The sequence below is a fragment of the Streptomyces sp. NPDC050388 genome (assembly GCF_040655635.1).
GTDB lineage: Bacteria > Actinomycetota > Actinomycetes > Streptomycetales > Streptomycetaceae > Streptomyces.
Genome location: NZ_JBFAKH010000028.1, coordinates 68,873 through 91,529, shown reverse-complemented (window position 1 = coordinate 91,529; position 22,657 = coordinate 68,873). Strand labels below are relative to the sequence as shown.

Annotated in this window: 20 protein-coding genes and 3 pseudogenes; 11 read left to right on the top strand and 12 right to left on the bottom strand. The window is 72.6% G+C overall.

The genetic code is table 11. From position 1 onward, the window contains the following. Positions 1-134: 134 nt before the first annotated feature. The 5 genes and pseudogenes from AB0I73_RS18405 to rhaD all read right to left on the bottom strand — a co-directional run. Entirely contained in the window at positions 135-773 is a 639-nt protein-coding gene (locus AB0I73_RS18405; RefSeq protein WP_363038540.1) for a lactate utilization protein C, read from the bottom strand. Beyond that, positions 770-2,266: a LutB/LldF family L-lactate oxidation iron-sulfur protein gene (locus tag AB0I73_RS18400; RefSeq protein WP_363038538.1), complete on the bottom strand. Its 1,497-nt coding sequence runs from the start codon at positions 2,264-2,266 to the stop codon at positions 770-772. Before AB0I73_RS18400 ends, AB0I73_RS18405 begins: the two co-directional genes overlap by 4 nt. Then, complete coding sequence (locus AB0I73_RS18395) at positions 2,263-3,018, bottom strand: (Fe-S)-binding protein (protein ID WP_363038536.1); 756 nt, start codon at positions 3,016-3,018, stop codon at positions 2,263-2,265. The genes AB0I73_RS18400 and AB0I73_RS18395 overlap by 4 nt, the downstream gene beginning before the upstream one ends. A gap of 72 nt (positions 3,019-3,090) precedes the next feature. After that, positions 3,091-4,543, bottom strand: a pseudogene (locus AB0I73_RS18390) (rhamnulokinase family protein). Beyond that, positions 4,540-6,235: pseudogene (gene rhaD / locus AB0I73_RS18385) on the bottom strand (bifunctional rhamnulose-1-phosphate aldolase/short-chain dehydrogenase); the annotation flags it as partial. The pseudogenes AB0I73_RS18390 and rhaD, both read right to left, overlap by 4 nt. Between rhaD and AB0I73_RS18380 the strand changes: the two are divergent. From AB0I73_RS18380 to AB0I73_RS18360, 5 genes and pseudogenes are all read left to right on the top strand, one after another. After that, positions 6,230-6,652: pseudogene (locus AB0I73_RS18380) on the top strand (substrate-binding domain-containing protein); the annotation flags it as partial. The pseudogenes rhaD and AB0I73_RS18380 sit on opposite strands and share 6 nt — an antisense overlap. Before the next feature lie 111 nt (positions 6,653-6,763). Further along, positions 6,764-8,065 carry an alpha/beta fold hydrolase gene (locus tag AB0I73_RS18375; protein ID WP_363038534.1) on the top strand — a complete coding sequence of 434 codons (1,302 nt, stop codon included), beginning with the start codon at positions 6,764-6,766 and terminating at the stop codon, positions 8,063-8,065. A 78-nt stretch (positions 8,066-8,143) separates the two neighbouring features. Next, complete coding sequence (locus AB0I73_RS18370; protein WP_363038532.1) at positions 8,144-8,887, top strand: PIG-L deacetylase family protein; 744 nt, start codon at positions 8,144-8,146, stop codon at positions 8,885-8,887. Positions 8,888-8,898: 11 nt separating this feature from the next. Beyond that, positions 8,899-9,876 carry a sigma-70 family RNA polymerase sigma factor gene (locus AB0I73_RS18365; protein WP_363038530.1) on the top strand — a complete coding sequence of 326 codons (978 nt, stop codon included), beginning with the start codon at positions 8,899-8,901 and terminating at the stop codon, positions 9,874-9,876. Positions 9,877-9,919: 43 nt separating this feature from the next. Beyond that, the gene (locus AB0I73_RS18360) at positions 9,920-10,750 is read left to right on the top strand and encodes a pentapeptide repeat-containing protein (protein ID WP_363038528.1); all 831 of its coding nucleotides are present in this window, start codon (positions 9,920-9,922) and stop codon (positions 10,748-10,750) included. On the opposite strand, the gene AB0I73_RS18355 is transcribed toward AB0I73_RS18360, so the two are convergent. Further along, positions 10,712-12,250 carry a cytochrome P450 gene (locus AB0I73_RS18355; protein WP_363038526.1) on the bottom strand — a complete coding sequence of 513 codons (1,539 nt, stop codon included), beginning with the start codon at positions 12,248-12,250 and terminating at the stop codon, positions 10,712-10,714. The two genes, AB0I73_RS18360 and AB0I73_RS18355, sit on opposite strands and share 39 nt — an antisense overlap. A 173-nt stretch (positions 12,251-12,423) precedes the next feature. Between AB0I73_RS18355 and AB0I73_RS18350 the strand changes: the two genes are divergently transcribed. Together AB0I73_RS18350 and AB0I73_RS18345 are read left to right on the top strand one after the other, a co-directional pair. Then, entirely contained in the window at positions 12,424-13,038 is a 615-nt protein-coding gene (locus AB0I73_RS18350) for a TetR/AcrR family transcriptional regulator (protein WP_363038524.1), read from the top strand. Positions 13,039-13,137: 99 nt separating this feature from the next. Then, the gene (locus tag AB0I73_RS18345; protein ID WP_363038522.1) at positions 13,138-13,866 is read left to right on the top strand and encodes a DUF2470 domain-containing protein; all 729 of its coding nucleotides are present in this window, start codon (positions 13,138-13,140) and stop codon (positions 13,864-13,866) included. A 20-nt stretch (positions 13,867-13,886) separates the two neighbouring features. Here the strand turns inward: AB0I73_RS18345 and AB0I73_RS18340 are convergent, their stop codons facing one another. The 3 genes from AB0I73_RS18340 to AB0I73_RS18330 form a co-directional block, all read right to left on the bottom strand. Then, positions 13,887-14,939, bottom strand: coding sequence for a hypothetical protein (locus tag AB0I73_RS18340; protein ID WP_363038520.1), 1,053 nt, complete (start codon positions 14,937-14,939; stop codon positions 13,887-13,889). A 56-nt stretch (positions 14,940-14,995) separates the two neighbouring features. Then, positions 14,996-16,249: an aromatic acid exporter family protein gene (locus tag AB0I73_RS18335; protein ID WP_363038518.1), complete on the bottom strand. Its 1,254-nt coding sequence runs from the start codon at positions 16,247-16,249 to the stop codon at positions 14,996-14,998. A gap of 116 nt (positions 16,250-16,365) precedes the next feature. After that, entirely contained in the window at positions 16,366-16,860 is a 495-nt protein-coding gene (locus AB0I73_RS18330) for an FBP domain-containing protein (protein WP_109378675.1), read from the bottom strand. A gap of 262 nt (positions 16,861-17,122) precedes the next feature. Between AB0I73_RS18330 and AB0I73_RS18325 the strand changes: the two genes are divergently transcribed. From AB0I73_RS18325 to AB0I73_RS18315, 3 genes are all read left to right on the top strand, one after another. Beyond that, positions 17,123-18,412, top strand: coding sequence for an ROK family protein (locus tag AB0I73_RS18325; protein WP_363038516.1), 1,290 nt, complete (start codon positions 17,123-17,125; stop codon positions 18,410-18,412). 109 nt (positions 18,413-18,521) lie between these two features. After that, positions 18,522-18,785: a hypothetical protein gene (locus AB0I73_RS18320; RefSeq protein WP_363038514.1), complete on the top strand. Its 264-nt coding sequence runs from the start codon at positions 18,522-18,524 to the stop codon at positions 18,783-18,785. Positions 18,786-19,251: 466 nt separating this feature from the next. After that, on the top strand, positions 19,252-19,491 hold the full coding sequence (locus AB0I73_RS18315) for a hypothetical protein (RefSeq protein ID WP_363038512.1): 240 nt from the start codon (positions 19,252-19,254) through the stop codon (positions 19,489-19,491). 52 nt (positions 19,492-19,543) lie between these two features. Here AB0I73_RS18315 and AB0I73_RS18310 read toward each other — a convergent pair whose 3' ends face one another. Next, entirely contained in the window at positions 19,544-20,167 is a 624-nt protein-coding gene (locus AB0I73_RS18310) for a VanZ family protein (RefSeq protein WP_363038510.1), read from the bottom strand. Positions 20,168-20,252: 85 nt separating this feature from the next. Next, on the bottom strand, positions 20,253-20,915 hold the full coding sequence (locus AB0I73_RS18305) for a DUF4230 domain-containing protein (protein ID WP_363038508.1): 663 nt from the start codon (positions 20,913-20,915) through the stop codon (positions 20,253-20,255). A 185-nt stretch (positions 20,916-21,100) separates the two neighbouring features. Between AB0I73_RS18305 and AB0I73_RS18300 the strand changes: the two genes are divergently transcribed. After that, positions 21,101-22,054, top strand: a complete 954-nt coding sequence (locus AB0I73_RS18300; RefSeq protein WP_363038506.1) for a ribose-phosphate pyrophosphokinase — start codon at positions 21,101-21,103, stop codon at positions 22,052-22,054. Between the two features lie 12 nt (positions 22,055-22,066). Here AB0I73_RS18300 and AB0I73_RS18295 read toward each other — a convergent pair whose 3' ends face one another. Then, complete coding sequence (locus AB0I73_RS18295) at positions 22,067-22,447, bottom strand: anti-sigma factor antagonist (RefSeq protein WP_363038557.1); 381 nt, start codon at positions 22,445-22,447, stop codon at positions 22,067-22,069. Positions 22,448-22,657: the final 210 nt, after the last annotated feature.

Below are 22,657 nucleotides of genomic sequence, written 5' to 3'. Positions count from 1 at the left end.
CGGTCCAAGTCCGTCGGCACGACCGGGGAACGGTCGGGAGCCGTCTGGTCATGGCATGGGAGTACCTGCTGTACACCGCGCGCCGCGCAGCCGCCTGAGCACGAGGGCGTCACCCGAGCCGTGTCCCACCGGCGTCAGTCGACCAGGACGACCTCCAGGGTGCGTGGGCCGTGGACGCCCTCCACCCGGTCGAGTTCGATGTCGCTGGTCGCCGACGGGCCGGAGATCCAGGTGAGCGGGCGGGTCGGGTCGAGGCGTTCGAGGGCGTACGGGACGGAGGGGACGACCTGGGCGGCGCGGACGACACAGATGTGGTGGTCGGGAACGAGGGTGATACGGCGGCGGCCCTGGTCGGGCGAGCCGTCCAGCACGATCGTGCCGGTCTCGGCGACGGCGACCGCGCAGGCGGTGATCACGCTGTCGACCCGGTCCAGCTCGTGCGGGGTGCTCTCCGCCCGGTCCGCGACCCGCGTCACGCCGGTCCGCGCGAGCCAGGCCTCGTCCAGTCCCGGCGGGACGAGGACCGACGACGCGCCGCGCGAGGACAGGAGCCCGGCGACGACCCCGGCCAGACCGGCGGCGTCGGTGCGGTGCACGACCGCCCGGTAGTCGGCCAGGTTCTCGGCGAGGAGGTCCAGCGTCTCCGCGACGGTCCGCTGCCCGTGCTCGCGCAGATACTCCCGGGCGACCGCCTGCTCGTACGGGGTGTCGTCCTTCGGTACGTCCGCCAGGGCGCGCCGCACCCGGCCCAGAATCCGCTCCCTGCTGCTCATTCGGCGGCTCCCTTCACGTCGTTCCCGCCCCGCGTACGCTGCCACCAGTCCCGGAACGGCTCGGCGGGGACCGGTGGCAGGTCCCGGGTCCCGCTCCACGCCCGGCCGGGGCCCGGCAGGGTGCGCGGGTGGAGGCGGCGGGTGCGGGAGGCGAGGCGCTGGCCGGTGCGCAGCGCACCCGGATACGTGAACGCCCAGCGCGCCGCGCGCATCGCCGCACGCTCGGCGGCGTGCCCCTTCGCGGGCCTGAGCACCACCTTGTTGCCGCCCCGGGTGACCTCGCCGCCCTCCACGACCCGTTCCCGCAGGTGCACCAGCACCTCGGGGATGTCGATGGCGACCGGGCACACCTCGTAGCAGGCCCCGCACAGCGACGAGGCGTACGGCAGGGACGCGTCGATCTCGCTCGCCGTGCCCCGCAGTTGGGGGCTGAGGATGGCACCGATCGGACCCGGATAGACGGAGCCGTAGGCGTGGCCGCCGGCCCGCTCGTAGACCGGGCAGACGTTGAGGCAGGCCGAGCAGCGGATGCAGCGCAGGGCCTGGCGGCCGACCTCGTCGGCGAGGGCGTCGGTGCGGCCGTTGTCCAGCAGCACGAGGTGGAAGGCGCGCGGGCCGTCCGCGTCGCTGGTACCGGTCCACATGGACGTGTACGGGTTCATCCGCTCGGCCGTCGAGGAGCGCGGGAGGGTCTGCAGGAACACCTCCAGGTCCCGCCAGGTCGGCACGACCTTCTCGATGCCGACGACCGAGATCAGGGTCTCGGGCAGGGTCAGGCACATCCGCCCGTTGCCCTCGGACTCCACCACCACCAGCGTGCCGGTCTCGGCGACCATGAAGTTGGCTCCGGAGATGCCCACCTTGGCGCGCAGGAACTTCTCCCGCAGGTGCAGCCGCGCGGCTTCGGCGAGTTCGGCGGGTGTGTCCGTCAGGCCCTCGGGCGCGGGACGGCCCCATGCACCCATCTCGGAGCGGAAGACGTCCCGGATCTCACCGCGATTGCGGTGGATCGCCGGGACGAGGATGTGCGAGGGCCGGTCCCCGCCCAACTGCACGATCAGCTCGGCCAGGTCGGTCTCGTAGGCGCGGATGCCCGCGGCCTCGAGGGCCTCGTTGAGCTCGATCTCCTGGGTGGCCATCGACTTGACCTTGACGACCTCCGACTCGCCCGTCTCCTTGACGAGTCCGGTCACGATCCGGTTGGCCTCGTCGGCGTCGGCGGCCCAGTGGATGGTGCCGCCCGCGGCGGTCACCGACTCCTCCAACCGCACGAGATGGCGGTCGAGGTGACGGAGCGTGTGGTCCTTGATCCGCTTGCCGGCCTCCCGCAGCTCCGCCCAGTCGGACACCTCCGCGACGGCCTTGGCCCGCTTGGCGCGGATGGTGTGCGTGGCGTGCCGGAGATTGCCGCGCAGGGTGGTGTCGCGCACGGCCTTTCGGGCGGCGCTCGGAAACGCGGGAAACGCAGGCATTCCGACGAACGTTCCACTCATACGGCCGGTTCCTCCTCCGTGCTCGCCAGGATCTCCGCGAGGTGCACCGGCCGCATACCGGTGCGCAGCCTGGTCATCGTCCCCCCGATGTGCATCAGGCAGGAGTTGTCCGCCGCGCACAGCACCTCGGCGCCCGTCGACTCGGCGTTGCGCACCTTGTCGGCGCCCATCGCCGCGGAGACGTCGGGGTTCTTCAGCGCGAACGTGCCGCCGAAGCCGCAGCACTCCTCCGCTGCCGGCAGCTCGACCAGCTCCAGCCCCCGTACGGCCTCCAGGAGGCGCCGGGGCCGCTCGCCGAGCCCCAGGGAGCGCAGCCCGTGGCAGGTGGGGTGATAGGTCACCGTGTGCGGGTAGTACGCGCCGACATCCGTCACACCCAGCACGTCCACGAGGAATTCCGTGAGTTCGTACGTCTTCGGCACCACGGGCGCCAGCGTGGCCGCGAGGGCGTCCCCGCGTCCCTGGGCACGGGCCCGCTCACCCATCCGCGGATACAGCTCCCGCACCATCGCCCCGCACGACCCGGACGGCGTCACGATCGCCTCGTAGTCCCGGAAGACGTCGGAGAAGTGCTCGGCGAGGGGTTCCGCATCGTGCCGGTATCCGGTGTTGTAGTGCGCCTGCCCGCAGCAGGTCTGCGCCATCGGGAAGTCGACCTCGACGCCCAGCCTGGTCAGCAGCTTCACGACGGCGCGCCCGGTGTCCGGATACAGCGTGTCGTTGACGCAGGTCAGGAACAGGGCGACACGCATCGCGGCTCCTTGTGGATCGATCATCGGGTGGATGCAGGGTAGTGCGCGGGCGCCGCTCGGGGGAGACCCCGGTCAGCCCCGGGCGAGCCGGGCGCGAGCGGCCTCCCACCGCCGCGTTCCGCCGCGCGGTTCGTACCGCGTCAGCAGCTGGGTGCGGGTGAGCAGGCGCCGCATCCCGGCCAGGGCGCCGGCCGGTCCGCGCACACCGGCCTGGACGAGGACGTTGCCCAGCGCGGCCGCCTCGGTCGGGCCGGCCACCACCGGCAGCCCACAGGCGTCGGCGGTCAGCTGGCACAGCAGGGCGTTGCGGGTCCCGCCGCCCACGATGTGCACGACGTCGACCGACCGCCCGGCGAGCCGCTGGGCGTCCTCGACCGCGCCGCGGTGCGCGAGGGCGAGCGAGTCGAGGATGCAACGGGTGATCTCGGCGGGGGAGCCGGGCACCGGCTGCCCCGAGACACGGCAGGCCCCGGCGATCCGCTCCGGCATCCGGCCCGGCGCCAGGAACGCCGCGTCCCCCGCGTCCACCACGGACCGCAGCGCCGGCACCTTCGCCGCCTCCGGGAGCAGCGCCCCCAGGTCCGGATCGCCCCAGGCCCGTACGCACTCCTGGAGCAGCCACAGGCCCATGATGTTGCGCAGGTACCGGACGGTGCCGTCCAGTCCCAGCTCGTTGGTGAAGTTGGCGGCGCGGCTCTCCTCGGTCAGGACCGGCGCGTCCAGTTCGAGACCGGCCAGCGACCAGGTGCCCGTGCAGATGTAGGCGAACCGCTCACCGGTGGCGGGCACGGCGGCCACCGCGGAGGCGGTGTCGTGCGAGCCGACCGCCGTCACCGGGACGGGGCCGGCCAGCCCGGTCTCCTCCAGTACCTCGGGCCGCAGCGCTCCTGCTGGATCGCCGGGGTGACGCAGCGGGGCGAACAGGGAGAGATCGACGCCCAGCCGCTGTGCGACTCCGTGGGACCAGTCGCGGGTGCGCGGGTCGATCAGCTGCGTGGTCGAGGCGTTGGTCAGCTCCGTTCCCTGCTCACCGGTGAGCCAGTACGTCAGCAGGTCCGGGATCAGCAGCAGCCGTCTGGCCTGTGCCAGTTGGGCCGTACCGCGGGCCGCCGTCAGCTGGTACAGGGTGTTGAACGGCGCGTACTGCAGACCGGTCGCCGCGTACAGCTCCTCGGCGGGCACGCTCGCCCACACCTTCTCCGCGACCCCCTCCGTACGGCGGTCGCGGTAGTGCACCGGGTTGCCCAGCAGCGCCCCGTCCGCGTCGAGCAGGCCGTAGTCCACGGCCCAGCTGTCGATGCCGACGGACGCCGGCCCGTCGCCCGCCGCCCGCAGCCCGTCCAGCACTCCGGCGTACAGCCCGAGGATGTCCCAGCGCAGCCCCTCGGGCATCCGCACGGGCCGGTTGGGGGAAGCGGTGGACCTCGGTCAGCTCCAGGCTGTCGGGGCCGACGCGGCCGACCATGACACGCCCGCTGGACGCGCCGAGGTCGACCGCCGCGTACGGCCGCACGGCGGCGCTCACCGCAGGAACGCGGCGGCGACGCCGGCGTCGACCGGGACGTGCAGGCCCGTGGTGTGCGTGAGGTCCCCGCCGGTCAACGCGAAGACGGCGGCCGCGACATGCTCGGGCAGCACCTCCCGCTTCAACAGTGTGCGCTGTGCGTAGAACTCGCCCAGCTTCTCCTCGGGCACCCCGTACACGGCCGCCCGCTGCGCGCCCCAGCCGCCGGCGAAGATGCCCGAGCCGCGCACCACACCGTCCGGGTTGACCCCGTTGACGCGGATGCCGTGCTCACCCAACTCGGCGGCGAGGAGCCGTACCTGATGGGCCTGGTCGGCCTTGGTGGCCGCATAGGCGATGTTGTTCGGACCGGCGAACACGGCGTTCTTGGACGCGATGTAGACGATGTCCCCGCCCAGCCCCTGCGCGATCATCACCCGGGCCGCCTCACGGGAGACGAGGAAGGAACCGCGGGCCATGATGTCGTGCTGGAGGTCCCAGTCGCTCGCGGACGTCTCCAGCAGCGGTTTGGAGATGGAGATCCCGGCGTTGTTCACCACCAGGTCGACCCCGCCGAAGGCGAGCACCGCCGCCCGGAAGGCCTCGGCGATCCGCTCCTCCGAGGTGACGTCGACGGTCACGGCGACGGCCTTGTCGGATCCGCCCAACTCCTCTGCCACCGCGGCCGCGTTGTCCCCGTTCAGGTCCGCCACGACGACACAGGCGCCCTCGGCCGCCAGGCGTCGCGCGATCGCCTTCCCGATGCCGCTGCCGGCGCCGGTCACCAGCGCCACCCGGGTGGCGAGCGGCTTCGGCTCCGGCATCCGCCGCAACTTGGCCTCCTCCAGGGCCCAGTACTCGATGCGGAACTTCTCCGACTCCTCGATCGGTGCGTAGGTGGAGACCGCCTCGGCGCCGCGCATCACGTTGATCGCGTTGACGTAGAACTCGCCGGCCACGCGCGCGGTCTGCTTGTCCTTGCCGAAGCTGAACATGCCCACGCCGGGGACCAGCACGATCGCCGGGTCGGCCCCGCGCATGGCGGGGGAGTCGGGCAGGGCGTGGCGCTCGTAGGAGGCGGCGTACTCCTCGCGGTAGGCGGCGTGCAGTTCCGCCAGTCGGGCCACGGCCTCGTCGAGGGGGGCCGCCGGCGGCAGGTCGAGGACGAGCGGCCGGACCTTGGTGCGCAGGAAGTGGTCGGGGCAGGAGGTGCCCAGCGCGGCCAGCCGCGGGTGCTCGGCACGGGCCAGGAAGTCCAGTACGGCCTCGGAGTCGTCGAAGTACCCGACCTGCGGCCGGGTCCTGCGAGGCGACGGCACGGACGTGCGGCGCGAGGGCGGCGGCCCGCTCCCGCCGTTCACCCTCGGGCAGGGCCTCGTACCCGTCGAGCACCGGTCCGAACGGCTCCGGTCCGCCACGCTCGGCGAGGAACCGTTCGGCGGTGCGGATGATGTGCAGCGAGTTGCGCTCGCACTCCTCGGAGGAGTCGCCCCACGCGGTGATCCCGTGTCCGCCGAGCACGCATCCGACGGCCTGCGGGTTGGCCTCCTTCACGGCGGCGATGTCCAGCCCGAGCTGGAAACCGGGCCGCCGCCACGGCACCCATACGACGGTGTCGCCGAAGCACTCGGCGGTCAGCTCCTCCCCGTCGGCGGCGCAGGCGAGCGCGATCCCGGAGTCGGGATGCAGATGGTCCACGTGGGCGGCGTCGACGCCCTCGCCGAGGCCGGACTCGGCCCGGAGCGGCTGCGCGAGCTGCCCACCGACCGCCTCGACGTCGCCGCCGGACGGGACGCGGGCGCCAGGCTGCTCGGCCTCGCCGACCGCCCCACCGCCGTGTTCTGCGCCAACGACCTGCTCGCCCTCGGCGTGCTCCAGGCCATGTACGCGGCCGGCGTCGGCGTCCCGGACGACCTGGCGATCGTGGGCTACGACGACATCGAGTTCGCCGCCGCCGCGGCCGTCCCCCTCACCTCGGTACGGCAGCCCGCCGTCACCATGGGCGCCCTGGCGGCGGAGCTGCTGCTGGAGGAGACGGAGGCCGGGACCGCGGCCGCGCCCCACGAGCACCGGAGGGTCGTCCTGCGCCCGGAACTCGTGGTCCGGCGTTCCAGCCTGTCGGCGCGTTGACCGATGCACGGAAAGACGCGGAAAGAACTGCCTGGTCCCGGGCTCGAAGGCCGGACGGACATGTGTTGGACTGGGTCGCGAACCGACCATCCGTTCGTCCCGGGAGTCCCGTTGACCGTCAGCTACCGCCAGCCCGGCGTCGTCCTCACCGACCGCTGCTTCACCGTGCCCCTCGACCACGACGCCCCCTCCGGGGAGACGATCGAGCTGTACGCGCGTGAGGCCGTCGCCGCGGACAAGGCGGGCCAGGACCTGCCGTGGCTGATCTACCTCCAGGGCGGCCCCGGCTTCGGGGCGAACCGTTTCATCGGGCAGCAGGCCTGGCTCGGCCGGGCCCTGAAGGACTACCGGGTCCTGCTGCTCGACCAGCGCGGCACCGGCCGCTCCACCCCCGCCAACCGGCAGACGCTCCCGCTGCGCGGCGGACCGGCCGAGCAGGCCGACTACCTGGCCCGTTTCCGCGCCGACTCGATCGTCCGCGACTGCGAGGCGATCCGCCCCCAGGTCACCGGCGGCGCCCCCTGGACCGTCCTCGGCCAGAGCTTCGGCGGCTTCTGCACGGTCGCCTACCTGTCCACCGCTCCCGAGGGCCTCGCCACCGCCGTGATCACCGGCGGCCTGCCCTCCCTGGACGCCCGTCCCGAGGACGTCTACCGGGCCGCCTACCCGCGCGTCGAGCGCAAGGTCACCGCCCATTACGCCCGCTACCCGCAGGACGTCGAGCGCGCCCGCCGGATCGCCGACCACCTCCTCACCCACGAGGTCGTCCTCCCGAACGGCTACCGGCTCACCGTCGAGGCGTTCCAGTCCCTCGGCATCCTCCTCGGCAGCGGCGACGGCAGCCACCGACTGCACTACCTCCTGGAGGACGCCTTCGTCCGCACCCCGGCGGGCCCCGCGCTCTCCGACGCGTTCCAGGAGCAGGTGCAGGGCCTGCTGTCGTACGCGGGGCACCCGCTGTACGCGCTCGTCCACGAGTCGATCTACGGTCAGGACGGCCGGGCCACCGCCTGGTCGGCCGATCGGGTGCGGGCCGAGTTCCCGCAGTTCGACGCGGCGAAGGCACTCGCGGGCGACGGACCGCTGCTGTTCACCGGCGAGACCGTCCACCCCTGGATGTTCGACTGCGACCCCGCGCTGCGCCCGCTGCGCGAGACCGCCGAACTGCTCGCCGCCCGCACCGGCTGGACGCAGCTGTACGACCCGGCCCGCCTCGCCGCCAACGAGGTCCCGGTCGCGGCGGCCGTCTACCACGACGACATGTACGTCGACACGGACCACTCCCTGCGCACCGCGCGGGCGATCCGCGGCCTGCGCACCTGGGTCACCGACGAGTTCGAGCACGACGGCGTACGCGCGGGCGGCCCCCGCGTGCTGGACCGGCTCCTGGCGCTGGCCCGGGGCGAGGTGTGAGCGCGGGGTGAGGCGCGACCCCGGTGCTCCCGCGTGGGCCCCGGGAGCGATGTCGGTGGTACGGGTTAGTCTGCGGACATGACCGAGGTGACGTTCGCTCAACTCGAGCCCATGCCCGACGACTGGCGGCGCGCGCTGGCCGTGGTCGCCCACCCCGACGATCTCGAGTACGGCTGCGCCGCCGCGATCGCGACCTGGACCGACGCCGGCCGCGAAGTCGCCTATGTGCTGGCGACCCGCGGCGAGGCGGGCATCGAGACCCTGGAGCCCGCCGAGGCCGGCCCGATCCGGGAGCGGGAGCAGAGGGCGAGCGCGGCCGTGGTCGGCGTGTCGACCGTGGAGTTCCTGGACCACCGGGACGGCGTCATCGAGTACGGCACCGCCCTGCGCCGGGACATCGCCGCCGCCATTCGCCGCCACCGCCCCGAGCTGGTGATCACCCTGAACCACCGGGAGACCTGGGGCGAGACGTTCTGGAACACCCCGGACCACGTGGCGGTCGGCCGCGCGGTGCTCGACGCGGCCGGAGACGCCGGCAACCGGTGGATCTTCCCGGAACTGACCGAGCAGGGCCTCGAACCCTGGAACGGGGTCCGCTGGGTCGCCGTGGCAGGCTCCAGCATGCCCACCCATGCCGTGGACATGGCCGCCGGCCGGGAGCGGGCGGTGCGCTCCCTGCTCGAACACCGCACCTACCTCGAGGCGCTGACCGACGAGGACCCCGAGGCATACGTACGCGGCTTCCTGACGGGGGACGCCCGGGAGTCGGGCAAGCGGTTCGGGGGCCGGCCGGCGGTCACCTTCGAACTGTTCCCCCGGTGACGGGCGGCGGCATGGACGACGGAAACGCCGGGAGAGAGAAGGACAAGAAGGACGCGAAGGACGAGAAGGACGCGAAGGACGCCGAGAAGGGCGGGTTCGCCCCGGACGCGCTGGCCGGGCGCTTCGAGGCGCACCGCGGACACCTCAAGGCGGTCGCCTACCGGATGCTCGGCTCGCAGACCGAGGCGGACGACGCGGTCCAGGAGACCTGGCTGAGGCTGAGCCGGACGGAGGACGCCGCCGCCATCGGCAACCTCGGCGGTTGGCTGACCACCGTGACCGGCCGGATCTGCCTGGACCTGCTGCGGTCCCGCACCGCCCGCCGCGAGCAGCCCATCGACGAGACCTTCGTCCCGGACCCGGTGGTCAGGCCCGTCGCACCGACCGACCCGGAGCAGGAGGCGCTGCGGGCCGACTCCGTCGGTGTGGCCCTGCTGGTGGTGCTCGAGTACCTGGAACCCGACGAACGCCTCACGTTCGTGCTGCACGACATGTTCGCCGTGCCCTTCGACGACATCGCCCCGGTGGTGGAGCGCAGTCCGGCCGCCACCCGGCAGCTCGCCAGCCGCGCCCGCCGCCGGGTGCGGGACGCCGCCCCGTCGTCCGAGCCCGACCTCGGCCGGCAGAAGCAGGTGCTCGACGCCTTCATGGCGGCGGCACGCGGCGGTGACTTCGAGGCACTCGTCGCCGTCCTGCACCCGGAGGTGACCCTCAGGGCGGACGCGGGCGCCCTGGTCCGTGGCGCCGCGGGCTCGAAGGCCCTCCGAGGCGCGCGGACGGTGGCCGAGTCGGCGCTGCTGTTCGCCCGGCACACCGCGGCGGCGCGTCAGGTCATGGTCAACGACTCCCTGGGCCTGATCAGCGTCGTCGACGGCATACCCCGGTCGGTCATGGCCGTCACCATCACCGACGGTCGCATCACCGGCATGTACATCCTGGCCGACCCGGAGCGGCTCGACCGACTGGAGGTGCCCGGTCCCGGAGGGTGACCGCCGCACCGGCGCCGCTCTCCCGTTCCGTATGCTGAACGGCATGCCAGAGGAGAAGACCGGCCCGCCGGGACTGCGCGGCGACTGCGGGGAGTGTTTCGGGCTGTGCTGTGTCGCCCTGCCGTTCACCGCGTCCGCCGGCTTCGCGGTGGACAAGCAGGCCGGCGAGCCCTGCCGGAACCTGCGTGCGGACCACCGCTGCGGCATCCACGCGCGGCTGCGGCAGGAGGGATTCAGCGGCTGCACGGTCTACGACTGCTTCGGCGCCGGGCAGAAGGTCTCGCAGATCACCTTCGGCGGACAGGACTGGCGCACCGGGCCGCCGGAGCGGGCCCGCCGCATGTTCGACGTGTTCCCGGTCGTCCGGCAGCTGCACGAGCTGCTCTGGTACCTGACCGAGGCGCTCACCCTGCCCGCGGCGCGTCCGGTCCACGCCGAGCTGCGCCGGGCGCTGGAGGAGACCGAGCGGCTCACCCGCGGGACCCCTGACGAACTGGGCGCGCTGGACGTGGGCGCCCACCGGCAGGACGTCAACGTGCTGCTGCTGAGGGCGAGCGAACTGGCGCGGGCCGGGACGCGCGGGCGCAGGAAGGACCGCCGGGGCGCGGATCTGATGGGTGCCCGTCTCAAGGGGGCCGATCTGCGCGGAATCAGTCTGCGGGGCGCCTACCTCATCGCCGCCGACCTCACCGGCGCCGATCTGCGGGACGCGGACCTGATCGGCGCCGACCTGCGCGACACCGACCTCACGGACGCCGATCTGACCGGGGCGTTCTTCCTCACCCAGCCCCAGCTGAACGCGGCCCGGGGGAGCGCCGGCACCAGACTGCCCGGGTCACTCACCCGTCCCGCGCACTGGACGGCGGTGCGCTGACGGCGCGCCGGCGGGGCCGGGCGTCCCTGCCGCGTTCGACGCCCCGGACGGCCGCGCCGTCCGCCGCTCCGGGCGCAGCCGCAGTCCCTCCGGCATCAGCGTGAGCCGCTCGGTCACGCGCAGCCGGTAGTCCGGATCGGGCCGCAGTTCGTAGCGGCGCAGCAGCAGTCCGAGCACCAGCGTCGCCTCGTGCAGCGCGAACTGCCGCCCGATGCAGGCCCGCGCCCCCGTGCCGAACGGCTTGAAGGTGTGCGGGGGCCGGGACCGTACGGCCGGTGCGTCGAACCGGTCCGGGTCGAACCGCTCGGCGTCGGGTCCCCACACCCCGGGGTCCCGGTGCAGCATCGGGGTCAGCACCAGCGTCCACGCTCCTTGCCGCATCGGGTGTTCCCCGGCCAGCACCGTGTCCGCGCGGGCCTCCCGGGCGAAGGCGGGCGCGGTGGGCCACAGCCGCAGCGACTCGTCGAGCACCCGGCGGACGTACCGCAGCCTGGCCACCTGCTCGTAGTCCGGCGCGGCCGCGGAGCCCCAGACACGGTCCACCTCGGCGCGGGCACGGGCCGCGACGTCGGGGTGCCGGGAGAGGTGGTGCAGGGCGAAGGAGAGCGCGCCCGAGGTGGTCTCGTGACCGGCGATCAGGAAGGTGATGACCTGACGGCGGACGTTCTCGGGCGACAGCCGCTCGCCGGACTCGGGGTGCGCGGTGTCCAGCATCCGGTCGAGCAGATCGCCCTCCCCGCTGCCGCCGGCGGCGCGCCTGGCCCGCACCACGTCGTCGACGATGCGGTTGAGGTGGACGATGTCGGCGGCGTTGCGCCGGCTCGCGCCCCGCAGCAGCAGCGGGGCCAGCGGCGCGGGCACGGAGTTCTGCCGCTGCGCGTAGGCGAGCGTGCCGACCATCGCGGTGACGAAGGGGTGGGGACGGGACCGTTCGAACGAGCCGAAGTCGTGCCCGAACCCGGTGCGCGCGATCGTCTCCAGCGTCAGCCTGGTCATGTTGCCGGGCACGTCCACGGTCCGGCCCGCACCGGCCGCGCGGTCCCAGTGGTCGGTCAGCCGCTCCGCCACGGCCAGCATCATCGTGTGATAGCGCGCCATGGCCTCGCGGTTGAACCCGGGGGCGAGTACGTCATGGGCGAGTTGCCAGTTGGGTTCGTGGTTGTACGCGGTGAACAGGCCGTCGCCCGCGACCGGCCGCAGATTGGCCACGCCCAGCCCCACGTGCTTGGCGAAGCGCGCCTCGTCGGCCAGATCGGCCACCAGGTCCGCGCCCCACACGAACACGAACTCCTTGCCGAAGGCGTTCCGCCGGAAGATCGGTCCCAGCCGGCGGGCGTGGCGCATCGAGTCCTGCAGAGGAGTCCGCCGGTTCGAGCCGAGGACGTCCCCGAGGAGGGGGACCCGGTGGGGAGGACGGGGGATGCGGTGCAGTTCGGGCCAGCCCTGCTCGGCACTGCGAAACCCCTTCGGCAGTCCGGTCGGTGTCGTCGTTTCCGCCATGCGGTCTCCTTCGATCCGGCGAGCGCCTGCGACGCGGCGTGGCGCGTCGTCCGTGGGACGGCGTGGTGCGGTGCGCCGGGAGGTGCGGGAAGCACGAGACGTGTTGTACGCGGGTTCAATAGGGCGTCCCAGTCTGGTCCGGCGGTTGAACCGGCGTCAAGTAAGGTGCGGGGATGGCCGCGAACGAGGGCGGGGGCGGGCGCACGCGCCGCCGGCTCAGTACCGAGGAGCGCCGCGAGCAGCTTCTGTCGGTCGGGGCGCGGCTGTTCTCGGAGAGTCCGTACGACGACGTGTGGATCGAGCAGGTGGCCGAGATCGCCGGGGTGTCGCGAGGGCTGCTGTACCACTACTTCCCCACCAAGCGGGACTTCTTCGCGGCGGTCGTCGAGCGCGAGAGCGAGCGGATGCTGCGCATGACGGCGGCGGTGCCCGGCGCCCCGGTGCGCGGGCAGCTCGCCTCGGGGCTCGACACATACCTGGAGTACGTCCAGGAGCACGCGCACGGCTACCGCGCCTTCCATCGTGCCGACGCGGCGGGGGACCAGGCGGTACGCCGGGTCTACCGGCGCGCTCTGGCCGCGCAGGAGCGGCAGATCCTTCAGGCGCTGGCGGGGGACCCCGAGTTCGGTCCGCTGCTGAGAGGGCGGCCGGACACGCGCCTGGCCGTGCGCGGCTGGCTGGCCTTCACCACGGCGGTGTGCCTGGAGTGGCTGCGCGGTTCCGAGTTGAGCCGCGAGGAGGTGCGCGATCTGTGTGCCCGCGCGCTGCTCGGTGTCCTCACGTCCTGAGGAGGTGCTGAAAGGTCTCGCACAGGTCACGCCACCCGGTTGGCGTGCGCCCCGATCTTCGCTAGGTTAGGCAAGGCTTGCCTAATGGGAGGTTCGAGGATGGGTGACGACACGCACGTCTGGACGGCCGAGCCCGGCGCGGCGGAGCGGGCCCGCTCCGTGCTCGCCGCCGCATGGTCCTGCGCGGTGACCGCGGAGGGCTTCCGGGAGGAGTTCGTCGGTGCGCGCGGGGTGAGCGACGACGGCCGCGTCCTGCTGGAGGTGCCCGAGGAGAGCGCACTGCTCACCGCCGTGATCTGCGCGCCCCGCGGCGAACCGTCCGCCGTGCTGGAGTTCGCCGACGTCGCACCCGTCCCGGTTCGGAAGAGGATCCGTGCCAGGCTGTGGCTCGCGGGCCGGTTCACCGCCGAGGACGGCCGGCTCGCCTTCCGGGCCACGCGTGTGGTGCTGCGGCAGGCGTCCGGAGCCGTCGTCGTCGACCCGGACGAGTTCGCCGCGGCACGCCCCGACCCGCTCGCCACCGCCGAGGCCCGGCTGCTGACCCACCTCGCCGACTGCCACGGCGACGCGGTCGAACGGCTCACCCGTCTGGTCGACCCGGACAGCCTGCACGGCGCGGTCCGCGTGCAGCCGCTCGCCGTCGACCGGCACGGACTCACGCTGCGCATCGAGCGCGTCCGCACCGGCGGCGACGTACGGCTGCCGTTCCACCGGCCCGCCGACGACCTCGGTCGGCTCACCGAGCGCATGCGGGTACTCCTCTCCCAGGCGAACGCGGTGTCCTGCCCCCGTCCGCTGCAACGACGGCGTGCCGACGGGGACGGCTGAGGAGGGCCCCGGCCCGGCGCCTACCAGTCGCCGTCCTCGACCGGCTCGCCCTGCGCGTCCCCGAGCGGTTTCACCTGGTGCGGCGACGGGGGCTGCCAGGGCTCGTGGTCGTCCCCGAGCCAGTCGCCGACCGGTTTCACCGACTGGAGCGTGTCGGTCGGCTCGAGGTCCCGTCCGTCCTCGTCGTAGTAGTCGAACCAGGGCAGCCCCGCCCGGGTGTAGGCGGCCCGGTCCACCGGGGACGGCGGCGGTGCCTCACCCGTGATGCTCCGCCACTGAGGGGGCGTCACCAGGTGGACGAACACCCGGCCGGCGGGCCGCTCGGACCAGTCCGACAGCGGCCGGTCGTCCTGGTAGACCTCCTGCCGCATCGAACCGCCGACGCCGAGCCCCATGGCTGCGGCGGCCCGGGGCGCGCCGCCGGACGCCGCGGGTGCCGCGCCCGGCGCGGGCGGCGCCGCCATCGCCGGCGCGGCACCGAAGCCGGCGGTGTGGGCCGAGGACCGCGCCCGCTCCGCCCGCAGGCGCTCCCGCTCCTCCTCGCGCCACCGGGCCAGCGCCTGAGGGTTCAGCGGGAAGGACTGCAACTGGACACCGCCCCACACCTCCTCGCCGGTGACCTGGCCCTCGACGGTCGCGCCCAGACCCAGCGGCACGGCCACGAACTGGCGCACCGTGCCCTTTCCGGAGTTGATGCCGTCCAGCCAGGGCTGCCGGGGCAGCACCAGGTAGTTCTGCGGGGCGCGAACCGGCCGGTCGTTCCACGGGCGGCCGGAGACCGCGCACACCTTGCCGACCCCCACCTGCAGCGCGGCCGGCTCCTTGGTGCCCGCGAAGCTCAGCCACATGGCTTCCCGCAGATACACCGGGAGCATCACGCCTCCGCGCGCCCGCCAGGCCTCCGGCACCGACTCCGCGTAGTCCGCGACCCGCCGTACCGGGAACTCGCCCAGGCCCGGCGGCAGGGCGTGTGTTCCGGTCTCCGGCAGCCGCAGCGTACGGATGAACCGCACCGCCGTACCGCCAGGCAGCCGCAAGGTGTTCCCGTCGATCCGCACGGTGGTGTCGGTCATCCGCGCGCCCCCTTCGTCGCCGTGGCCGACGGCACGCACACCGTCGGCCGGTCCCGTCACGGAGAACGCCCGGCGGTACCCCGTTGGTTCCGGCGCAGCCGGTTCGGCACGCGCAGCCGCTCCCGCATCCGGGTGAGCCGCGGCAGGCGTTCACGCTGCTCGCGTGCGTGCCGGTCCAGCTCCTCCAGCAGCCGTTTCGAACGGTGCTCGATGTCCATCTCGTCGAGGATGCGGTTGACCTCGGTCAGCAGCGCGCCGTGCAACTGCCACTGACGGGCGTCCCGCCGCACCTCCTCCAGCAGCAGTCGGGCCAGCCGGTCGCGGGTCGTGGCGGCCTGGCGCAGTCCCGCGATGAGCCGCTCCTCCGCGGACTCCGCGCTCTCGCTGACGCTCGAGGTGACCAGCACCGAGAAGCTGACCACCGCGTCGGAGATCTCGGCCAGCAGCTGTTCGACAGCGGCACCCGTCTCCGGTGGGAACAGGGGGTCCGGCTCGCGTTCCTTCGCGAGGTCGGTGAAGGTGCGCGCCAGTACCCGCAGGACGACCGTGCAGATCTCCAGGGTGTCCAGGCCGGTGCGCAGCACGACCCGGTGCAGCAGACCCTCCCGCACCCGCGGGTTCAGCCGCAGGCTGTCCTCGGCCTGCCGGAGGTCCGCGTCCACCTCGGAGATGTCGTGATCGAGCCGGCGGGCCTCGTGCAGCCGGGCCGCCGCGCGGTGGTGGGGGGTGTGCTCGGAGGCCTGCTCGCCCAGGCGCAGCATCAGCTGCCGCACCCGCCGGGCCAACGACTCGATCGACTCACCGGCCTCCTCCACCCACACCGGAGGGGCCAGGAGGAGGTTGAAGGCGAGCCCGACGACGGCGCCGATCAGCGTCTCCACGATCCGCGCCCACGCGGTGTCCCCGTGGTGGGTCACCCCGAGCACCAGCATCGCGCTGATCGCCACCTCGGGTACGAACTCGTCCACGCGTACGAAGTGGCCGACGATCAGTGCCGCCAGGATGAGCAGGCCCAGACTCCACCAGCTCAGCCCCACCAGCAGACTGAAGAGGATGGCGACCACCACCCCGGTCACCACGGCGTTCACCCGGCGTACGCCGGTGGTGAGCGTGGAGAACAGGGTGACCTGGACCACGAGCAGAGCCGTCAGGGGAGCGGTGAGCGGGGCGGCTTCCGGGCTCAGCCGCAGCGCGATGACGTAGGCGATCGTCGCCGCCGCCGCCGAACGCAGCGTCTGCACGGCCACGGGATCGCGCCGCTGCTTGACGAACTGCCTGGCCGGCGACACCCACTCACGAACCACTCGCATCCTCCGACGGTTCCCCTTACCCGGACGCATCGAACGTGTTCAGGGAGGACCGCAGTCGGCAGGGTGATGAACCGGGGCGTTCGCCGACCGGTGCCGGCCGGTGCCGCGACCGGCTGTCACACCTTGTCGAGGAAGGCGTGGAGGTTGCCCAGCGTGCGGGCGATCTGCTCCTCCAGGGTGAGGGTCTCCTCGAAGCGGGGGCCCGTCTCCGGGACCTTCTTGCCCCGCAGGTAGAGGGAGCAGGCGAGGTCGGTGCACATGTAGGCGCCGACCGAGTTGCCCTCGCGCCCGGCCGTGCCCGCCCTGCGCGCGGTCATCAGGGAGACGCCTCCGCGCGGATGGGTCGTCAGGCACAGCGAGCACATGCTGCGGTGCAGGAACCCGCGCCGGGCGGGCTGGAAGCGCAGCGCCACCCCCACCAGGCGGCCCTGGTCCGCACGCTCGGTGACGAGGTAGCCGCGGTCGGGCGCACCCGGGTCCCGCCAGCCCAGGAAGTCCAGTTCGTCCCAGGTCCGCTCCCCGAGATCGTGGGGGACGAACAGGCGCTTGGCCTCACCCTTCGAACAGTTGACAAAGGAACCGCGGATGTCTTGTTCGGTGAGTGATCTCATGGGGCTCTCCCAGCCTGGCCTTTCTGAACCTGGAGGCTCTGGTTTTCCGGCCCAGGGTAAGGATCCCGAAGGAGCGCGAGCCAGTGCTTTTCCCCGAGGAGGCCTCGCCCGCGGGCCCGCGCGGGGCGGAGTGCGTGGGCTGTGGCACGGTGACGGAAGCCGGCAGCGTTAGTTCACGGCATTAAATAAGGGTGGGGGGAAGTCGCGCCGTCCCGTCCCCGACGGTATGTTGCAGGTCGGGCAGGGTTTCGGGAGGAGCCACATGGCGGGGCGGAACGGGCGCACGGTACGCGACCTCAGACGGGCCAACCGTACGGCCGTGCTGCAGCGGCTCTACTTCGACGGCCCGCTCAGTCGCTTCGAGCTCGGCCCGGCGACCGGGCTCAGTTCCGGATCGGTGAGCAATGTCGTCGCCGACCTGATCGGTGACGGCCTGGTCGAGGAGGCAGGCAGCGTCGACTCCGACGGCGGCCGCCCGCGCACCCTGCTGCGGGTGGCACCGGTCAGCGGCCACATGATCGGCGTCGATGTCGGCGAGACCCGGGTGCGGATCGAACTGTTCGACCTGACCCTCACCGAACTCGCCCGGGCCGAGCGCCCGCTGGAGCAGCAGCGCTACGAGGTCGAGGTCATCGTCGACCACATCCGCGCCGGGATCACCGAGGTGCTCGCCACCGCCGGCCTCGACCCCGAGCGGCTCCTCGGTGTCGGCATCGGCGTCCCCGGCATCGTCGAGCACACTCCCGACCGGGGTGCCGTCGTGCACGGGCAGACCATCGGCTGGGACGCCATCGAGCTGGAGTCCCTGCTGCGCGGCGGTTCGCCCCTGCCCGAGGGCGTCCGTTACTTCATCGACAACGGGGCCAAGACCCTCGGGCAGGCCGAGATGTGGTTCGGAGCCGGACGCGGCGCCCGCAACGCCCTCGTCGTCCTCTTCGGCTCCGGCGTCGGCGCCTGCCTCGTCACGCCCGAGGTGGAGCACGGCCGCGCGGTCGAGTGGGGGCACCTGACCGTACGGGTGCGGGGACGCCGCTGCCGCTGCGGCGCGCTCGGCTGCCTGGAGGCCTATGCGGGCGCCGAGTCGCTGCTCGCCCGGTGGCGGGAGGAGGGCGGCCGGGGCCCCGGCGGAACCGACGAGGAGACGGCGCTGACCACGATGCTCGCCGCCGCCTATCCCGCCGACGGAACCGCCGCCGACCCGGTCGCCCTCGCGGTGCTGGAGGAGACCGCCGAGTACCTGGGTGCCGGCCTCTCCGACCTGATCAACCTCTTCCAGCCGGAGCGCATCCTGATGGGCGGCTGGGCCGGCCTTCAGCTCGGCTCCCGCTTCCTGCCCGCCGTGCGCAGGCACGCCCTGTCGTACGCGCTGCGCCACCCCGCCGAGAACGTGACGATCGAGCTGGGCAGCCTCGGCCCCGACGCCGTCACCGTCGGCGCCGCGATCCTGCCGCTCGCCGACTTCTTCACCCGCGGCGGACGGCGCCCCGACCCGGGCCCGCAGTCCCCGCCGCCCGCCTGGCGCAGAGCGCTGCAGGAACGGACGCCGCGCTGAGGTTTCGCAGCTCACAGCGCAGGTACCCGCGCGGCAGCCGGACCGACGGCGTACGGACGCCCGTACGCACCGGCCGTACGTGACGGCGTGCGGAGGAAGGGAGAGGACCATGACCGACCACCGCGACGAGGGGCCGGGCGAGAGCGGCCAGGGCGTACCCCGGGACCCGCCCGACCAGCAGGCCGGTGAGGGCGAGGACCCCTGGGAGGTCGCACCCGCCGCCGTTGAGGAGGAGTCCGCCGGACCGGACGCGCCCGGTGGGCGGCAGCCCGACGTCCCCGACACGGACGAGGCCGGGACCGGCCGCCGGGGCGCGCCGCACTCGGCCTCCGCCAACCCGGACCAGCCGGTACCGGACGAGCCCTCCGCATGACGCGCGGCAGGTCTGCGCGGCGAACGCCGTGCGGCACGGACCGCACGGGGAAATACGAGAAGAATGGAAGCCCCGGCCGTGACGGGGGAATCACGGCCGGGGCGGTCAGGCGGTGGGCACGGACGGCGGTCGCCTCTCGGCGGACGGCTCCACAGGGCTTCAGCCGAACGATCGTCCCTGCGGGCGGAAGGTGAGGCCCGGGGACACTGTTCCCTCCGCACCCACGCCTCCTTCAACGGGGAACGGCCTTCGGGTGTTCCGTCCGCATGCCCGGTTTGGGGTGATGTGTATCACCTCGGACCGGGCTCCCGGGTGCGGACGCGACCGAGGATCTGCCGGTCGAGCCGCCCCGGCGCGCGCGTCGGTGTCGACACTCCGGAATTCCCGGGCCCGGCTGTCGGATTCCCGTCTGCCGGGTGCTTCTCCGAGGCCGCATTCGTCCGGTTTGCGGCCTACCCTTTGAGGCATGACGGAAAGCTGGAGCCTGTACATGACCCATCCACGGATCATGGTGCTCGGCGTACAGCCCGGTACGCCGCCGTTCCGGATCGTGGAGATCGACGGAGAAGTGATCGGTGAGGCAAGGACGATCACGGACGTCCTGCAGGCCGCCGCCGCGTTCGGGATCACGGTCCATGATCTCGACGACCCGGACACGGTGCGCTGGGTGGGCGGGGACAAGTTCACCTGGACCGTTCGCCAGTAGGCGTGAGGGGAGCGATGTCCTGCGACCCGAGGCTGTGGTGGCACCGCCCGGGTCAGGCATGTTTCTTGCTCCTCGGCTCGGCCTTGGACTTCGGCTTCTCCTCGGCGCTCGGCCTCGCGTCGGCCTTCGGCCTCCGTGCGTGCACGGCGCGGCTGAGCCGCCGTCCGAGCAGCAGGTACCCGATCAGTGCACCGCTGGTGTTCAGGATGACGTCGTCGATGTCGAAGGCGCGTCCGGTGATCATGGCTCCCTGCGCGAACTCCACCATGAGCATCACGCTCCCGGTCAGCAGCAGCACGCGCAGGAACCCGCGGGTGCGCGGGGCCACCACCGGCGCGAGGACACCGAAGGGCATGCCCAGGAGGATGTTGCCGCCGACCTGGCGCACGGCGTCGCGCAGCGCGGGCTGGTCGAGATAGGCCCGCAGGGAACGGCCGGGACGCAGATTGGTGTGGATCAGTGCCTCCGAGGCGGGGGAGGGCTGCAGGGTGAGCCGGGCCAGCAGCATCGCGAAGACGACCATGAAGGTGAAGGCGCACAGCATCGCGAGCAGCCGGATCGGCAGGGGCAGCGGTCGCGGCCCGCTGTTCCCGCCCCCGGCGCCGCGCGCGGGCCCAGGACCGCTGCCCGGTGTGTGGCGCCACCCGAAGAACCGGCGTGAGGCAGTACGGGGCATTCCGTCCTCCTGTGGTCAACTGCTGTGTTGGATCGGTCAGTTACCCGGTGATGCGACCATCACGCCGACCCTGTGCCGGTACGGCTCAGTCGCCGTAGGCGACTTCCACCTTCTTGAACCCCAGGGAACGCAGCAGTCCTTCGAGCATCCCCGTGGTGTTGCTCTCGGCGCGGGCGGTCAGCCCGCTCTCCTTCGCCGCGTCACCGATGTGCCGTACCGCGAGCTTCTGGACGGCCTGCTCGCTGTTGGGGTTGTCCGAGAAGAGGTCACCGAGGCGGTCGAGCAGCCCACGCTGTTTGGAGACGGCGTAGGAGCGCTCGGGGTCGAGTGCCGGAGTGCCCAGGCGGGCGTGCGGCAGCCGCAGGGTGGCGGACGTGCGGTCCTCATCGACCTGTACGTCGTCCTTGCCGAGCTTTCCGAGGTCGACATAGGCGTCGACGGTGCCCGCGCCCACGTACAGGGTGCGGCTGCCGCGGACCGCGTCGGGCAGGAACCTGGCGTCCTTCTCCAGATCCACCACGACCTGGAAGTTGCCGGTCGCCGCGTCGTACCGGCTGATGTCCTGGATGGACTCCAGGAGCGCGGGGCCGGAGCGGTCCTGGGTCTCCGTGCCGAACAGGTCCTTCAGGCCCGGCAGTACGCTCAGCCGGACACCGGCGAACAGCACGGCGAGCACCACCACCACCGCGGTCAGTGCCTTCACCCAGCCCGGTATGCGCCCGGGGAGGCGCCTGATGGGAGTCGTCATGGTGATGGCCCTCCTTCCTACTGACCGAATGCCCCCCACTTCCCCTGACAGACAGGGGAGTTGAGGTGTGGAGGGCATTGCCGGGAGCACGTGGGGCGCACGCCGTGGCGGCACGGCGGGCCGGGTGAGGGGTCGTGGCCAGTAGCATGAGGCTCCCGGCCGACAGATCATTCGAGGAGCCGACCGTGCGAGACATCGCCGTGTTCAGCGGCAGTGCCCATCCGGAACTGGCGGCGGAGGTGTGCGCGCATCTCGGCGTACCGATCAGCCCGGTCCGGGCCAGCCGGTTCGCCAACGACTGCCTGGAGGTGCAGCTGCTGGCCAACTGCCGTGAGCGGGACGTGTTCCTGATCCAGCCACTGGTCAAGCCGGTCCAGGAACACCTCGTGGAGCTCCTTCTGATGTGTGACGCGGCCCGCGGGGCGTCCGCCTCCCGGATCACCGTCGTGATGCCGCACTACTCCTACGCCCGCTCCGACAAGAAGGACGCCCCGCGCATCTCCATGGGCGGACGCCTGGTCGCGGATCTCCTGGTGGCGGCAGGCGCGAGCCGCGTCCTGGCGATGACCCTGCACGCACCACAGGTGCACGGCTTCTTCTCGGTGCCCGTGGACCACCTGCACGCACTGCGTGAACTGGCCGCGCACTTCCGCCAGTACGATCTGAGCCGCACCACCGTCGTCTCGCCCGACCTGGGCAACGCCAAGGAGGCGGCGGCGTTCGCCCGGCTGATCGGGGCGCAGGTGGCGGCCGGGGCGAAGCAGCGGTTCGCCGACGACCGGGTGCGGATCAGTTCCGTCATCGGTGAGGTGGCCGGGCGGGACGTCATCGTCCTGGACGACGAGATCGCCAAGGGCAGCACGGTGCTCGAACTGCTCGACAGGCTGAGGGAGCTGGGCCCGCGCTCCGTTCGCGTGGCCTGTACGCACGGTCTGTTCGCAGCCGGCGCGCTCAAACGCCTGAGCGAGCAGCCCGAAGTGCTGGAGATCGTGTGCACCAACACCGTTCCGGTGCCCGCCGACGAGCACACGGACAAGCTGCGGGTCCTGTCCATCGCCCCGGCGCTCGCCGAGGCGGTGCGTCGCATCCACAACGGCGAGTCGGTCAGCGCCCTGTTCGACGCCCCGGCGACCGAATAGCGGCCCGGACACTCACCCCGGGCCGGGTGCGGCCCCGGGGTGTTCCAAAGCCGCGTCCAGGGTGGGCCGAGGGGGCAGCAGCCCGGTCAGGCCGGTGATCCGTAACAGGCGCAGGGTCAGCGCGTGGGTGCACACGAGGTGCAGTCGGCCGTGCTGGTCCAGCACCCGCTGCCGGGCGCGGTACAGCAGGCGCAGACCTGAGGCGTCCAGGAACTCGACCCGGGTCAGATCGAGCACGATGCGGCACCCGGGCTCCGAGGTCGCCGCATCGAGGTGCGGGACGACCTCCGCCTCCGCGGCTATGTCGATCTCGCCGCGGAACTCCAGCACGGTGTGTCCCCGGTCCCGGTGGACGCGGAGATACCGGGTAGGCGATGCAGGTTGGTGCCGCACCACGCCATCGCCTCCAGCCTGCTCCATGTGCAGTCGGATCGGCCCAACGCCGTTCCCTGCCTTGCAAGTTACCCTTGGGCGGTTGGATGTGGGCATGTTTGAATGTCATATGTCTTCGAATTGCGGCCAAGTTCTTCGGGGCGACGACTGCTGTCAGGCCCAACTGCCAAGTAACTAAAGGCACTTGAGCACCCTCGTCTCTCCTCCGGA

Coding starts and splice junctions, on each gene's coding strand:
- AB0I73_RS18405 (WP_363038540.1), bottom strand. CDS start 773: ATGAGCAGCAGGGAGCGGATTCTGGGCCGGGTGCGGCGCGCCCTGGCG.
- AB0I73_RS18400 (WP_363038538.1), bottom strand. CDS start 2,266: ATGAGTGGAACGTTCGTCGGAATGCCTGCGTTTCCCGCGTTTCCGAGC.
- AB0I73_RS18395 (WP_363038536.1), bottom strand. CDS start 3,018: ATGCGTGTCGCCCTGTTCCTGACCTGCGTCAACGACACGCTGTATCCG.
- AB0I73_RS18370 (WP_363038532.1), top strand. CDS start 8,144: ATGACCGAGGTGACGTTCGCTCAACTCGAGCCCATGCCCGACGACTGG.
- AB0I73_RS18365 (WP_363038530.1), top strand. CDS start 8,899: ATGGACGACGGAAACGCCGGGAGAGAGAAGGACAAGAAGGACGCGAAG.
- AB0I73_RS18360 (WP_363038528.1), top strand. CDS start 9,920: ATGCCAGAGGAGAAGACCGGCCCGCCGGGACTGCGCGGCGACTGCGGG.
- AB0I73_RS18355 (WP_363038526.1), bottom strand. CDS start 12,250: ATGGCGGAAACGACGACACCGACCGGACTGCCGAAGGGGTTTCGCAGT.
- AB0I73_RS18350 (WP_363038524.1), top strand. CDS start 12,424: ATGGCCGCGAACGAGGGCGGGGGCGGGCGCACGCGCCGCCGGCTCAGT.
- AB0I73_RS18345 (WP_363038522.1), top strand. CDS start 13,138: ATGGGTGACGACACGCACGTCTGGACGGCCGAGCCCGGCGCGGCGGAG.
- AB0I73_RS18340 (WP_363038520.1), bottom strand. CDS start 14,939: ATGACCGACACCACCGTGCGGATCGACGGGAACACCTTGCGGCTGCCT.
- AB0I73_RS18335 (WP_363038518.1), bottom strand. CDS start 16,249: ATGCGAGTGGTTCGTGAGTGGGTGTCGCCGGCCAGGCAGTTCGTCAAG.
- AB0I73_RS18330 (WP_109378675.1), bottom strand. CDS start 16,860: ATGAGATCACTCACCGAACAAGACATCCGCGGTTCCTTTGTCAACTGT.
- AB0I73_RS18325 (WP_363038516.1), top strand. CDS start 17,123: ATGGCGGGGCGGAACGGGCGCACGGTACGCGACCTCAGACGGGCCAAC.
- AB0I73_RS18320 (WP_363038514.1), top strand. CDS start 18,522: ATGACCGACCACCGCGACGAGGGGCCGGGCGAGAGCGGCCAGGGCGTA.
- AB0I73_RS18315 (WP_363038512.1), top strand. CDS start 19,252: ATGACGGAAAGCTGGAGCCTGTACATGACCCATCCACGGATCATGGTG.
- AB0I73_RS18310 (WP_363038510.1), bottom strand. CDS start 20,167: ATGCCCCGTACTGCCTCACGCCGGTTCTTCGGGTGGCGCCACACACCG.
- AB0I73_RS18305 (WP_363038508.1), bottom strand. CDS start 20,915: ATGACGACTCCCATCAGGCGCCTCCCCGGGCGCATACCGGGCTGGGTG.